This is a genomic window from Roseovarius tibetensis (assembly GCF_050896375.1).
Lineage (GTDB): Bacteria > Pseudomonadota > Alphaproteobacteria > Rhodobacterales > Rhodobacteraceae > Roseovarius > Roseovarius tibetensis.
This window is the reverse complement of sequence record NZ_JBPBBB010000019.1, coordinates 54,227-66,888: the sequence shown is the minus strand read 5'-3', so window position 1 is coordinate 66,888 and position 12,662 is coordinate 54,227. Positions and strand designations below refer to the sequence as shown.

Annotated in this window: 11 protein-coding genes and 1 tRNA gene; 5 read left to right on the top strand and 7 right to left on the bottom strand. The window is 67.2% G+C overall.

The genetic code is table 11. The features are described from left to right. Positions 1–285: 285 nt before the first annotated feature. The 5 genes from ACROSR_RS13040 to crtA form a co-directional block, all read right to left on the bottom strand. Positions 286–362 (bottom strand) — tRNA-Met (locus ACROSR_RS13040). A 208-nt stretch (positions 363–570) separates the two neighbouring features. Further along, positions 571–1,440: an alpha/beta fold hydrolase BchO gene (bchO, locus tag ACROSR_RS13035; protein WP_432685727.1), complete on the bottom strand. Its 870-nt coding sequence runs from the start codon at positions 1,438–1,440 to the stop codon at positions 571–573. Between the two features lie 4 nt (positions 1,441–1,444). Beyond that, positions 1,445–3,181, bottom strand: a complete 1,737-nt coding sequence (locus ACROSR_RS13030) for a magnesium chelatase subunit D (RefSeq protein ID WP_432685725.1) — start codon at positions 3,179–3,181, stop codon at positions 1,445–1,447. Then, on the bottom strand, positions 3,178–4,182 hold the full coding sequence (gene bchI / locus ACROSR_RS13025; protein ID WP_432685723.1) for a magnesium chelatase ATPase subunit I: 1,005 nt from the start codon (positions 4,180–4,182) through the stop codon (positions 3,178–3,180). Before bchI ends, ACROSR_RS13030 begins: the two co-directional genes overlap by 4 nt. Continuing rightward, positions 4,179–4,922 carry a spheroidene monooxygenase gene (gene crtA / locus ACROSR_RS13020; RefSeq protein WP_432685721.1) on the bottom strand — a complete coding sequence of 248 codons (744 nt, stop codon included), beginning with the start codon at positions 4,920–4,922 and terminating at the stop codon, positions 4,179–4,181. The genes bchI and crtA overlap by 4 nt, the downstream gene beginning before the upstream one ends. A gap of 74 nt (positions 4,923–4,996) precedes the next feature. Here crtA and ACROSR_RS13015 point away from each other — a divergent pair, with 74 nt between their 5' ends. Genes ACROSR_RS13015 through tspO form a run of 3 tightly spaced genes read left to right on the top strand, consistent with a single transcriptional unit; the run spans position 4,997 to position 8,072 of the window. After that, entirely contained in the window at positions 4,997–6,550 is a 1,554-nt protein-coding gene (locus ACROSR_RS13015) for a phytoene desaturase (protein ID WP_432685719.1), read from the top strand. Next, positions 6,547–7,575, top strand: coding sequence for a 15-cis-phytoene synthase (crtB, locus tag ACROSR_RS13010; protein WP_432685717.1), 1,029 nt, complete (start codon positions 6,547–6,549; stop codon positions 7,573–7,575). The genes ACROSR_RS13015 and crtB overlap by 4 nt, the downstream gene beginning before the upstream one ends. Positions 7,576–7,592: 17 nt before the next feature. Next, the gene (gene tspO / locus ACROSR_RS13005) at positions 7,593–8,072 is read left to right on the top strand and encodes a tryptophan-rich sensory protein TspO (protein ID WP_432685715.1); all 480 of its coding nucleotides are present in this window, start codon (positions 7,593–7,595) and stop codon (positions 8,070–8,072) included. Here tspO and crtC read toward each other — a convergent pair. Together crtC and crtD are read right to left on the bottom strand one after the other, a co-directional pair. Then, on the bottom strand, positions 8,069–8,944 hold the full coding sequence (gene crtC, locus ACROSR_RS13000) for a carotenoid 1,2-hydratase (RefSeq protein WP_432685733.1): 876 nt from the start codon (positions 8,942–8,944) through the stop codon (positions 8,069–8,071). The genes tspO and crtC overlap by 4 nt on opposite strands. Further along, positions 8,899–10,485: a 1-hydroxycarotenoid 3,4-desaturase CrtD gene (crtD, locus tag ACROSR_RS12995; RefSeq protein ID WP_432685713.1), complete on the bottom strand. Its 1,587-nt coding sequence runs from the start codon at positions 10,483–10,485 to the stop codon at positions 8,899–8,901. The genes crtC and crtD overlap by 46 nt, the downstream gene beginning before the upstream one ends. Before the next feature lie 93 nt (positions 10,486–10,578). Between crtD and ACROSR_RS12990 the strand changes: the two genes are divergently transcribed. Both ACROSR_RS12990 and ACROSR_RS12985 read left to right on the top strand, forming a co-directional pair. Further along, positions 10,579–11,448 (top strand): polyprenyl synthetase family protein, encoded by an 870-nt coding sequence (locus tag ACROSR_RS12990; protein ID WP_432685711.1) that lies wholly within the window; start codon positions 10,579–10,581, stop codon positions 11,446–11,448. A 6-nt stretch (positions 11,449–11,454) separates the two neighbouring features. After that, positions 11,455–12,582, top strand: coding sequence for a methyltransferase (locus tag ACROSR_RS12985; protein WP_432685709.1), 1,128 nt, complete (start codon positions 11,455–11,457; stop codon positions 12,580–12,582). Positions 12,583–12,662: the final 80 nt, after the last annotated feature.

Sequence of the window (12,662 nt, the reverse complement as noted above, 5' to 3'; positions counted from 1 at the left end):
AGATCAGACATGTCACCGCTCCGTTTTCGGTGCCGTGAACCACGCAGCGCACCTGAAATCAATGGGTCCAGAGCCTAGCATCGAGTCGAATTTCGACGCGCTCACGTCGATGTATTCTGCCGCTTCCACGCCAGTCAAATCCCGCCGCTTGGACGGCGGATGAGCGGCTTACGTCTCAAGTCTGAGTTCTGCAACAATGCCACGGAGAATCAGAAAATGGATCAACAATCGACAAAGCCACGATACGTGGCCCAGTTCACTCAAAATCGAACATTCGGAGATTAATGGTAGCGGAGGAGGGACTTGAACCCCCGACACGCGGATTATGATTCCGCTGCTCTAACCACCTGAGCTACCCCGCCATACACGGAAAGCGGTTAAGCCAGCGTCCTGAAGACGTCAAGACGAAAATGCTTGGCAGGGTGCGGACAAATCGCGGCTCTGGTTCGTAGAGAAGACCCTAGGGTGCGCGTCTCTCCTCAGGGGGAATCCGCAAGCGACTGACCCGTGGAGACGTTTTCGGGACGGGCCCTTCGGCAGTCTAGCTCGGACCGCCGCATGGTGGCGGCGTCATCCGGACAACAGCCACGGTTCGATCTGCGCGAGCGTCGCTGCGGGATATTCCTCGTGCGCAAGGTGACCGGCGCCCTCCATGCGGAACGTGTCGCAGGTGGCAAGCCGCGCCGCTGCGCGGGCCGACACGTCCGGGGAGACCGCGGTATCGCCCGCGCCGGTGATGAGCAGACAGCGCGCCCTGATATCGGGTAGATGGTCAAGCAGGCTGGCGATGTCCCACTGGGCCATCATCTGCAACGTGGCGTCGACATGCTGGCGATCCGTGATGAGGCGCGCGTAGCAGTCGAGGCCCCGGTCGTCGATCTCCGACCCGGTTCCCTGGATCAGGCGTCGGGCGCGCGCCTTGGGATCGCCGCCTAAGGTGAAGAACGTGGATGTCAGCGGATTCAGGGCGAGGATCTTGGCCAGCACCGGGAACAGCCAGCCGGCCACACCTTCGAACCGGTCGAGCGCCGCGTTCAGGCCGATCACATCGGTGGGCCGTCCATCCGGTCGCGTCATGCGGCGCGCAAGGCAGAGCGCGATCGCCGCCCCGGCGGAATGACCTATGATGGCGCGCGGGCGCCAGCCCTGCGCGGCACAGAGGGCTCCGATGTCCTCGGTCATCGCGGGAAGGCCCAGGCGGCGCTTGTTGCCGGCCCGGCTGAAGCCCTGACCAGGCAGGTCCAGGGCGACGACATGGAACGTCTCGGCCAGTGGCAGGATCATGTCGCGCCAACTATGGCTCGAGCCACCGGCGCCATGCAGTAGCAGCACCGTGTCGCCGGTTCCCGCCTCTTGTACATGCCAGTCATGCGGGCGGTTCCGGATGCGCCGGGACAGATCGCTCAGGGGCCAGTCGGACAGATCGCGGTCCCAGTTCATGTGCCTAGCCGTCCAGCGCGGTCGCGACGGCGGTGCTTATCCGTTGCGCGTCGGCGCGGGGCAGGGCGAGATACCGCGCCCCCATCTGCGTTGCCAGTTGTGCCGAGGCGTCACCCGGTCGGGTGGCCGTGTCGATCACCATTCCCGCGAGGCCCTGTGCCCTCAATTGCCTCGAGACCTGTGCGGCATCCTGCGTGGCGCGGGGCCGGTCACCGGCCCCGTTGAGCGCGACGTTGGCCCGGCCGTCTGTCAGCAGCGCAAGCGCGGGGCTGAGGCCGCGACCAAGGGCCTGATTGCCAAGCGCCAGTGCCGCCGACAGACCGGCCGCCAGCGGTGTGCCGCCGCCGCCGGGCATGGCGGCCAGCTTTCGCTTGGCCTGCACCAGCGACCGGGTGGGTGGCAGGACAAGCTCTGCGCCCTTGCCCCGGAACACGATCACCGCCACCTGATCGCGGCGCGCATAGGCCTGCACCAGAAGCAGTTCGACCGCGCCCTTGGCCTCGGCCAGGCGCGCCATGGCGGCAGAGCCGGAGGCATCGACGGTGAAGATCAACAAGCGATCCGAGCGATCCTCGAACCGGCGCAGGTGAATGTCGCCGGGATGGATGATCACCCGCTGACCGGCCGGTTGCGGCGTCTTTCTCTGCGCCCGGCGCAGTTGCTGCCACGGGGCCGCGGCGCGCAAGGTGGCGACCACGTCGATCCGGGACCGGCCATCGGGTGCACCGGGACGCGAGGGCAGGGGGCGTCCGCGCCGGTTGCCCTTGCGGCGGTTGCCGGCCCCGGCGCCCGAGGCACCGCCGCGGGCCGGTTTGTTGCCACGTACCTGATCCAGCAGCGATGGCGGTAGGAGCGCGCGCACCGCCTCGACGAGGATGTCCTCGGGGATGGCCGCGCCGGTCTCGTCGTCGGTGTCGGTATCGGGCTGATCCTCGGGCTCGTCATTGGCGGCTTCGTCCGGTTCCTGATCGGGGGCGTCGTCGTCCGGTTGCTCGGTCTCTTCGGCCTCTTCGGTCTGGGGCATCAGGGTGGCGCGGGCCGGATAGACCAATTCGGCGGCCTCGCGCAGATCGTCTGCGTTCAGCGTCTCGCGACCGTCCAGCGCGGCGATGGCGCAGGCCGCGCGCAACGCAAGCAAGGGCGCGCGCAGGCTGTCGATGCCGAACCGCACGGCCAGAACGACCAGCGCCGTGACGTCATCAGCCGTCGTGGCGACCCGCGGCAGGTGTGCCCGCGCGGCATCCAGATCGCCGGGGGCGGGCAGCATCACACGGGCCGCGTGCCAGCCGGTGTCGTGAAGATCCACGTGAAAGGCCAGCCGATCTGTCAGACCGGCAGGGGCCGTGTCGTCGTCCTCCAGCCCCTCGTCCAGCAGGATCAGCCCGTGGCCGCGACCGGCATCCAGAAGCTGTCCCAGCCTTGCGGCAAGGCCGGACGTGCAGCGTTCCGCCATGGGCAGGATCAGGATTGCGGGACTTGCGGCGAGGCCGGCCTCCATCACAAGACGGCCCTCGGCCAGCGTGGCGGCGATGTCGGGCCCGCCGAACAGCTGCGTGTCCGACAGGTCGGTATGAATGCGCCGCCTCTGCCCCGGCAGCCGGTCAAACGCCTGTTCGAAGGCTTGGCGCACCGGGCCGACACGTGCGCGCAGGTTCAGTCCCTTCAGCCCCGCGGGGTCCACCGCCAGAAGCGTCAAGGCGCGCAGGCCGCGCTGCCACGCCGAAGGGGGGGCGTCGGTCATCCCAGCACGTCCGCCACGGTCCGGGCGACGCGCGTGCCCGATCCGGCCTCGTCCAGCGGGTCGCGGCGCAACCTGTGGCTTAGCGCCAGCGGGGCGACCCGGCGCAGGTGATCACGGTCGAGCGTGTCGGCCCCATCATAGGCCGCAAGCGCGCGGGCGGCCCGCAGCAACGTCAGCTCGCCGCGCAGCCCGTCCGCGCCAAGCGCCACGCACAGTTCGGCGCAGTCGCGCAGGACATCATCGCTCGGATCGAGCGCCAATACAGCCTCGCGGGCGGCAACGATACGTGCCCGTATGGTTGCGTCCGCCTCGTGCCAATCGCGCATCATTCTTTCAGGGTCGGTGTCAAAGGCATCGCGGCGGCGGATCACCTCGATGCGTTCCTCGATATCGGTGGGCGAGGCGACCTCGACCGACAGGCCGAACCGGTCCAGCAATTGCGGGCGCAACTCGCCCTCCTCGGGGTTGCCCGATCCGACCAGTACGAAGCGTGCCGGGTGCCGGATCGACAGGCCCTCGCGCTCGACCACGTTCTCGCCCGACTGCGCCACGTCCAGCAGCAGATCGACGATGTGATCCTCCAGCAGGTTGACCTCGTCGATATAGAGATATCCGCGATTGGCGCGCGCCAGCAGCCCCGGCTCGAACGCCTTGATGCCCTGCGACAGCGCACGCTCGATATCCAGCGCGCCGGTGACGCGATCCTCGGTCACGCCGAGGGGCAGGTCGATCACCGGGGTCGCGCGCTCATGCGTGGTGGTGGTGGTGATATTGGCCCAGTCGGGACAGTCCTCGGGGCTGGCGGCGTTCACCGGACAGCCCTCGACCACGGTGATCGGCGGCAGCAACGCGGCGAGCGCGCGCACGGCCGTGGATTTGCCCGTGCCGCGATCACCGAACACCAGAACCCCGCCGAGGCGCGGTTCGATCGCGGTCAGGATCATCGCCAGTTTCATCTGTTCCTGGCCGACGATCGCCGAGAATGGGAAAGCTTTGTTCATGTCGTTCCTTCGAGTTGGTCGAGCGGTTCCGTGCCGTTCCACGTGCCGCGTGCGCCGATCACCTGAAACCTCGCGTACAGTTCTTCGCGAAACCAGTCGCCGTGGCGGACGGCCGCGATGGCGCGGGCATGCGGGCCATCATGGCGCGCGAAATGGTTCATGCTGGCGGCGTCCGGCCAGATCGAGAACGTCACCTGATGCAGTAGCGGTAATTCCCCGATACCGATCTTGAAGACGACATTCGGGTCGTCTCCGATCACGGCACTGATATCCGGAACCCGCCGCCAGAAGCGCAGCGCGGCCGATGGCCGCACCGTTGCCCGGGTCAGTGCCGCAAGGGGGCCATTTCCGTTTGTCGCACGCGGTATGAAGGGGGCGGCACCCGACCAGGCGCCCCGCGCCGATGTCGCGGCGAGGAACACGGTCCAGTGTTCCGACGCGCGACGCTGGTAGCGGCGAAAGACGCGCGCGTTTGCGGTCCGGTCAATGGCGGTGTCGGCATCGGTCCAGGTAGCCAGGATCGCGTAGACGCCGGTGTTGGGAACCGGTGTAAACCCTTCGCCGGTGCCCGAGCCGCACAGTTTCCAGAAGCCGATCCCATCGATCCGCGGCATGGACAGTCGTGCAAGACCCATCATGCCAAGCGCCCACAGGCGATCGGACCACGTGTCGAACCGGAAGAAACTGAGGCTGACGGTCTGGATCGGATCGCTCCTGCAGCGGAATGGTTGACGCGACAATGACACGCTTGTGCAGTCAAGAAAAGACTTCAAACCGGATTGTCAACTTAAGTGGACATGTGTACGCTGATCTGATGTTGACACGTGTTGATCCCGGTCTTTCGGACCAAGCGGCACGGGCGGTTGCGCCCCACGCCGTCGTCATCGGGGCGGGCCTTGGCGGGCTGGCCTCTGCCATGCGACTCGGGGCCAAGGGGTACCGCGTCACGGTTCTCGACCGGCTCGACAGTCCCGGCGGGCGCGGTTCGTCGATCACCGAAAACGGCCATCGCTTTGATCTTGGCCCGACCATCGTGACCGTGCCGCAGATCCTGCGCGAGCTTTGGGCCGCCTGCGGGCGCGATTTCGACACGGATGTCGATCTGCGCGCGCTCGACCCGTTCTACGAGATCCGCTGGCCGGATGGCAGCCATTTCACCGCCCGGCAGGACGATGCGGCGATGCGGGCCGAGGTGTCGCGGCTGTCTCCGTCCGATCTGAAGGGGTACGAGAAATTCCTCGCCGACGGCGAGCGGCGCTACTGGGTCGGGTTCGAGGATCTGGGGCGCCGGTCGATGCACAAGGTCTGGGACCTGATCAAGGTCCTGCCCACCTTCGCATGGCTGCGTGCCGATCGGTCCGTGGCGGCGCATGCCGCGATGCGCGTCAAGGATGAACGCCTGCGCATGGCGCTGTCGTTCCATCCGCTTTTCATCGGCGGCGATCCGTTCAACGTCACCTCTATGTATGCACTGGTCAGTCACCTCGAAAAGGCGTTCGGCGTCCATTATGCCATCGGCGGTGTCGATGCCATCGCCCGTGCCATGGGCCGCGTGATCGAGGATCAGGGCAGCGTCGTGCGGCAAGGCGCCGAGGTGGACGAGATCCTGATCAAGGCCGGGCACGCGCGCGGCGTGCGCCTGACCAGCGGCGAGATCATCACCGCCGATATCGTGGTGTCGAACGCGGATGCCGGGCATACCTATGACCACCTGCTGCGCAATCACCGCAAGCGACGCTGGACGCCGGCCAAGCTGAAGCGCGCGCGCTGGTCGATGGGGCTGTTCGTGTGGTATTTCGGCACGACGGGCACGGCCGAAAAATGGGCCGATTGTGGACATCATACCATCCTCAGCGGCCCGCGCTACAAGGGGCTGGTGCGCGACATCTTCCGCACAGGCAAGCTGGCCGACGACATGAGCCTTTACGTCCACCGCCCCAGCGTGACCGATCCGGGCGTGGCGCCCGAGGGCGGCGATACCTTCTACGCGCTCAGCCCGGTGCCGCATCTGGGACATGCCGACCCTGTCGATTGGGCGGCAATGGCCGAACCGTATCGCGAAAAGGTGCAGGCGATCCTCGAAGATCGGCTGTTGCCGGGCCTGGGCGATCACTTGTCTGCCTCGACAGTGTTCACGCCCGAGACGTTCCGCGACCGCTATCTCAGCCCGCATGGCACCGGCTTCTCGATAGAGCCGCGCATCCTGCAAAGCGCGTGGTTTCGCCCCCATAACGTCAGTGAAGAGGCCAAGGGGCTGTATCTGGTTGGGGCGGGCACGCATCCCGGCGCGGGCCTGCCCGGCGTGATCTCCAGTGCCGAGGTTCTCGGCAAGATCGTGCCCGACCCGCAGGAGGTGCCGCGCCCATGATCGCCCCCCGCGACCTCGACCACTGTGTCGAGGCGATCCGCCACGGGTCGCTGTCGTTTCACGCCGCCTCGCGCCTGTTGCCGCGGCGGTTGCGCGACCCGGCGCTCGCGCTTTATGCCTTTTGTCGGCTGGCTGACGACGCGGTCGATCTGCAAACCGCCAAGGCCGATGCGGTGCTCGCGCTGCACGAGCGGTTGGACCTGGCCTATGCCGGTACGCCGCGCGACGCGCCAGAGGACCGGGCCTTTGCCGCCGTCATCGACGAGTTCGGCATGCCGCGCGCGTTGCCAGAGGCCTTGCTGGAAGGCCTCGCCTGGGACGCGATGGAACGGCGCTATGCCACCCTGTCGGAGTTGCGCGCCTACTCGGCGCGGGTGGCGTCTGCCGTGGGCGCGATGATGTGCGTGCTGATGCGGGTGCGTGACCCCAACACGCTGGCGCGGGCCTGTGATCTGGGGGTTGCGATGCAACTGACCAATATCGCCCGCGACGTGGGCGAGGATGCGCGCGAGGGGCGCCTGTACCTGCCAACCGACTGGATGTTCGAGGCCGGGATCACGCCCGAGGATTTCCTGCACGACCCGCAAGCGACACCCGCGGTGCGCGCCATGGTGCGCCGCCTGCTGCGCGAGGCCGACGACCGTTATGCCTGGTGTGACGCGGGGATCGCCGAATTGCCGCTGTCGTGCCGGCCGGGGATTTTCGCGGCGCGCTACATCTATGGCGGGATCAATCGCAGCGTGCGGGCGTCCGCGCATGACACGGTCACGCGGCGCGCCCGCACCACGGGCCGCCAAAAGCTGGGCTGGGTCATGCTGGCGGTGCTGCGCAGTGCCGGAACCGTGGTGATGCCCCGGTCGCCGATGATTTATGCCCGCCCGCTGAGCGAGACCGCCTTTCTGGTCGAGGCGGCGGGCGATCCGCATGCCGGCGCATCGGACTGGAGCGATACGCTCTACCGCACGATGGCGCAGCTCAAGACGCAGGATCGAAGCCCACGTCCGGCATTGCTTCGGACCGGATGACGGGCTAGATATCGTTCATGACATGGATCTGCTTCGCGATATTCTTGGTAGCTTGTTTCGCGGCGGGGTCGACCGGGGGGCTGTTTCCGCCGGGCCAGTGGTACGCTGCCTTGAAAAAGCCGTGGTTCACGCCGCCCAACTGGCTGTTCCCCGTCGCATGGACCACGCTGTATATCTGCATGGCCACCGCTGGCGCGCGCGTCGCGGTCAGCCCTGACAACGGGATCGCGATGGCGCTCTGGTCGTTGCAGATCGCGCTGAACGGGCTTTGGACGCCGGTCTTCTTCGGCCTGAGGCGCATGAAACTGGGGTTGTTGGTCCTAAGCGGGCTTTGGGCCTCGGTCGCGTTGACCATGCTGGCGTTGTGGCAGGTGGACTGGATCGCGGGTATCCTCTTCGTGCCCTACCTCGTCTGGGTGTCGGTCGCGGCCTGCCTGAATTATTCGGTCTTGAAGCTCAACCCCGAGGCCGACGCCGCGTCCCAGACCGCCGGTTAATCGCCGAACCGCCAGCCCTTGCGGCGCGGTACGCGGACGGCCAGCATGGGTTTCAGAAGCTGTGACCGGAACCGCGTGAGGTCGAGCGCCTCGTGCACGCCCACCGTCTCTTCGCCATCGAGGCGCGTGCGCACCGCTGCGCGCGAGTAGAACGGCGCGTCCAGCATGCTTTGCACCTGTCGCGGCTGGTATCCGGGATCGGCCCGCGTGTCACGCGCCACGGCCCAAAGGCTGCGGCGCATCCGCGCCTTCGGCGGCGGCGTGATTTGCCGCGCGCGCCCGGCGGTGTCAAAGGAGACCCCCACACCCAGCGTGCTGCCATCCAGCCGCGTCGCGTCGTAAAAGCAGGTGCTGCCATGGCACGTCGGAAAGCGGCCCCAGGTCCAGTAGCTGAAATCCTGCTCCAGCGCGCGGGTGCCGAAATTGGCATCGAAATAGCCGTGCCCGTCCCATTGCCAGCCCGCCGCATTCAGATCGACCGAAATATCGCAGGTCGGCGCGAAGGGCCGCCAGACATGGCTGCCATCGGGTGTCAGCGGCATCTCGACCGAGGTCAGCGCCGTGGGCGTCAAACGGATGCTGCCGCGCACCCGCGAAATCAGCGGTGGTGACGCGATCTCGTCGATGTCGATGACCAGCGTGCCCTCGTCCCACCGCATCGAGGACGGGCCGATGGTCAGGCTGCTTTCGGTCTGGCGCAGTGCCGCGCGGCCCCTGTCGGTCATGGTAAAGCGGCCGCCAGGGCCGTAGGTGGCGACATTCAGGCAAACGTGATTGTCGGGCGATTTGCGCCCCGACCACGCGTACCACGGTGAAAAGACCGATCCTATGAACGCGATGACGCTGACGGCGCGGCCCCCGTCGTTGCTGATCCCGTCGATGTACCACCAGGCGTAGCCGTTTTCGGGGACGTCGAGGTTGAAGTTCGGTCTTGCATGATCGCCGCGGCCGCGTGCTGGCCGGAGAGCGCCGCCATCGGCACCCCCGCCCCCGGATGTGTCCCACCCCCCGCGAGGTACAGCCCCGGCACGCCCGTGCGCGCCGTCGGGCGTCTGAAGGCCGCCGTCATGCCGTGTGGGCTCTGCCCGTAAAGGGATCCGTCCGACGCGGGAAACAGTCGGTCGAAACCCGCCGGCGTCGTCAGGGCGGCTGCCCCCGGTATCGGGTCGAAGGTCAGCCCGAAACGCGCCAGCGTCCGGAAGGTGCGTGTCTGGCATTGCTGCAAGTCCTCTTCGGGCCCGCCACCGTGCAGGGGCGGGGCATTGGCGATGATTTCGAAACGTTCCGGCGCGACGCGGCGGCCGTGCTGGCCGCGATCCTGCGCGCAGACGTAAAGCATCGGGTCCGGCGCGAGGCTGCCGCGGTCGAGCGTGTCGAATTCGGGCTTTGGATCTTCGCGGAAGAACACGTTGTGATACGCCAGATCCGGCCCGCGTGGTGTGGCGGCGAAGGCCCAGACCTGTGCGGACAGGCTGCGTTCGGCCGTCCGCGTCTGCGGCGCGACATGCGCGCAGTCGGGGCCAAGCGCCCCTGTGGCCAGTGCCTTGGGGTCGCCGTTGAACAGGATGGTATCGGCGGCAATGCGGACCCCGTCGTCGAGGATGACGGCGCGTGCGCCGTCGTGTGGCGTGTTCTCTATCCTGTCGACATGCGCGTCGAACTGAAACTCGGCTCCGCGCGACTGAGCCAGATCGCGCAGCGCGCAGGCCAGCCGGTGCATGCCGCCCTGAACCACCCAGACCCCGGCCGCCTCGGCCTGCCATATCAGGGCCAGCAGGCCCGGCACCTTGTAGGGCGACCCGCCGACATAGGTGGCGTAGCGCCCGAAAAGCTGCGCAAGGCGCGGATCGTCAAAGCTGCGGCCCAGGACATCGGCCAGCGTCGAAAGCGGCGCCATCGGGCGTAGCAGGTGCGGGTTGCGCATCACATGCGCCGCAAGCCCCGGCAGCGAAGGCGCGGGCGCCTGCATCACCGGCGCCTCGAACCCGTTGAAGAGCGTGCGCGCACGCGCCGAAAAGTCGCGAAACTGCCGCGCCGCTTGCGCCCCGGCGAAATGCCGGATGGAGTTTGCGCTGTCCTCTTCGGTGTCGAAAAGATCGAGCTGGCTGCCATCGGGCCAGAAATGCCGCGCGAGAATGCGCTGCGGGATCAGCGTGACGTGATCGTCCAGCCGCTCGCCCAGATCGGTGAAAAGCGTGTCGAAGACGCCGCGCAGGGTCAGCACCGTGGGGCCGGTATCGACAGGTCCGGCCGCCGACGCCAGACAGCGCATTTTGCCGCCGGGTGTGGCATGCCGTTCCAGGACGCGGACGCGGTGGCCTGCATGGGCAAGCCGGGCCGCCGCGCAAAGGCCCGCGATGCCGCTGCCGACGATCACGACCGTGTCGCCCCGGGATGGTCTGCGCGCTGTCATGTCTTGATTGTTGACTCGACGGCGCAAACTGTCCAGTATAATTTACACATGGTATGTCCTGAAATATGGACATGGCGGATCAGGAGGCACGGAATGCAAATGACCGACAGGATCGAAGCGGCTGTGTCGCGATCCATTGACCGCGCGCGGGGCGACGCGGCCCCGCACCGTCTGGGCGAGGCGCTGCGATACGCGACCGGGCCGGGTGGGGCGCGGATTCGGCCGACGATCCTGCTGTCGGTGGCGACCGCCTGCGGCGACGACCGGCCCGAGCTTTCGGATGCGGCAGCGACCGCGCTGGAACTGATCCATTGTGCCAGTCTCGTTCATGACGATCTGCCCTGTTTCGACGATGCGGACACGCGGCGCGGCAAGCCGTCGGTGCACAAGGCGTTCTCGGAACCCTTGGCGGTGCTGACCGGTGACAGCCTGATCGTGCTGGCCTTCGAGGTGCTGGCGCGGGCGACCGCCATCGATCCCGAACGCGCCGCGGCGCTGATCATCGCCCTTGCGCAGCGCACTGGCATGCCGGGCGGGATCTGCGCGGGGCAGGGATGGGAGAGCGAGGCAAAGGTCGATCTGGCCGCCTATCACCGCTCGAAAACCGGTGCGCTATTCATCGCGGCGACCGAGATGGGGGCCATCTCTGCCGGGCATGACCCCGAGAACTGGCGCGACCTTGGCGCCCTGATCGGCGAGGCCTTTCAGGTGGCCGACGACTTGCGCGACGCCGTTCTCGACGCCGACACCCTGGGCAAGCCCGTGGGGCAGGACGCCTTGCATGACAGGCCGAACGCCGTGGCGCAGCTTGGCGTCGAGGGGGCGTCAACGCGGCTGTCGGACATCCTTGCCGGCGCGATCGCGTCGATTCCGTCCTGCCCGGGCGAGGCCCAGCTGGCCCGCATGGTGCGGGCGCAGGCTGAACAGATCGTGCCTGCCGTGCCCGTCTCCAGCCGGGTCTGAGGCACCGTGACGCCGCAAGACCCTCCGCGGCAGGTGTTCGATCCGATCACATGGCTCAATCGTCTCGTTGCGCGTGCCGATCTGCAGCGTATCGCGGCGCGCCTGCCGCTTGGTGCGCGCTTGGCGCGGCGCGACGGGGCAGAGATTTTCGATCTCGTTCAGGGTTTTGTTCGCTCTGGCGTGCTGTCGGCACTGATCGAGTTGCGTATTCTGCACCGGCTGATGGACGGCCCCCTGTCCGCGCGCGACATGGCGGCCGGCACGGATATCGCCCCGGACCGGATGGAGATCCTGTTGCAGGCCGGCGCGGCCATGGGTGTGCTCAAGCGGCGGCGCGATGGCCGATTTCGCATCGCGCGCAAGGGCGCCGCGATTCTGGGTGTGCCGGGGCTGGAGGCCATGATTCGGCATCACCACGTCTTTTACGACGATATGGCCGATCCTCTGGCATTGCTGCGTGGCGCCGGCGACACCGGGCTGGCGCGATTCTGGCCCTACGTTCACGGTGCCGATGGCACCGTCTCCGCAGAGGACGCGGCGCGGTATTCCGATCTTATGGCGCAGTCGCAGACGCTTGTGGCCCAGGATACGCTGCGCATGATCTCGTTGCGCGGGGTGCGGCATCTGATGGATGTGGGCGGCGGGTCGGGTGTGTTCGCGTCCGAAGTCGCCGCGCGTCACCGTTCCCTCAAGGTGAGCCTTCTTGATCTGCCCGAAGTGATTCCCGCCGCCGCGAATCGTATCGACCGGATGGGGCTGGGTGCGCGGATCAGCTGCCGGTCCGGGTCGTTCCGCGAGGCGCCTTTGCCGGAGGGCGCGGACGCGATTTCGCTGATCCGGGTGCTTTACGACCATGACGACGACACCGTGGCCGATCTGCTGACCAAGGCCTTCGCGGCGCTGCCGCCGGGCGGGCGCCTGATCGTGTCCGAACCGATGTCCGGCGGGGCGCGGCCCGACCCTGTCGGTGACGTCTATTTCGCGTTCTACACCATGGCCATGGGAACCGGCCGGGCGCGATCGGCGGCGACGATCTCCGACATGTGTCGCGCAGCCGGGTTCGACGCGGTCCGGATTCCGCGCGCCCCGCGCCCTTACGTCACCAGCGCCCTGAGCTGCATCAAGCCTCGTTGAGTGACTTCCCTGATTTCTGTGTAAACAAAACTTGACAGCTATAGCTGTTTACGTAAACTTACATACAAGGGTTCGCCGTT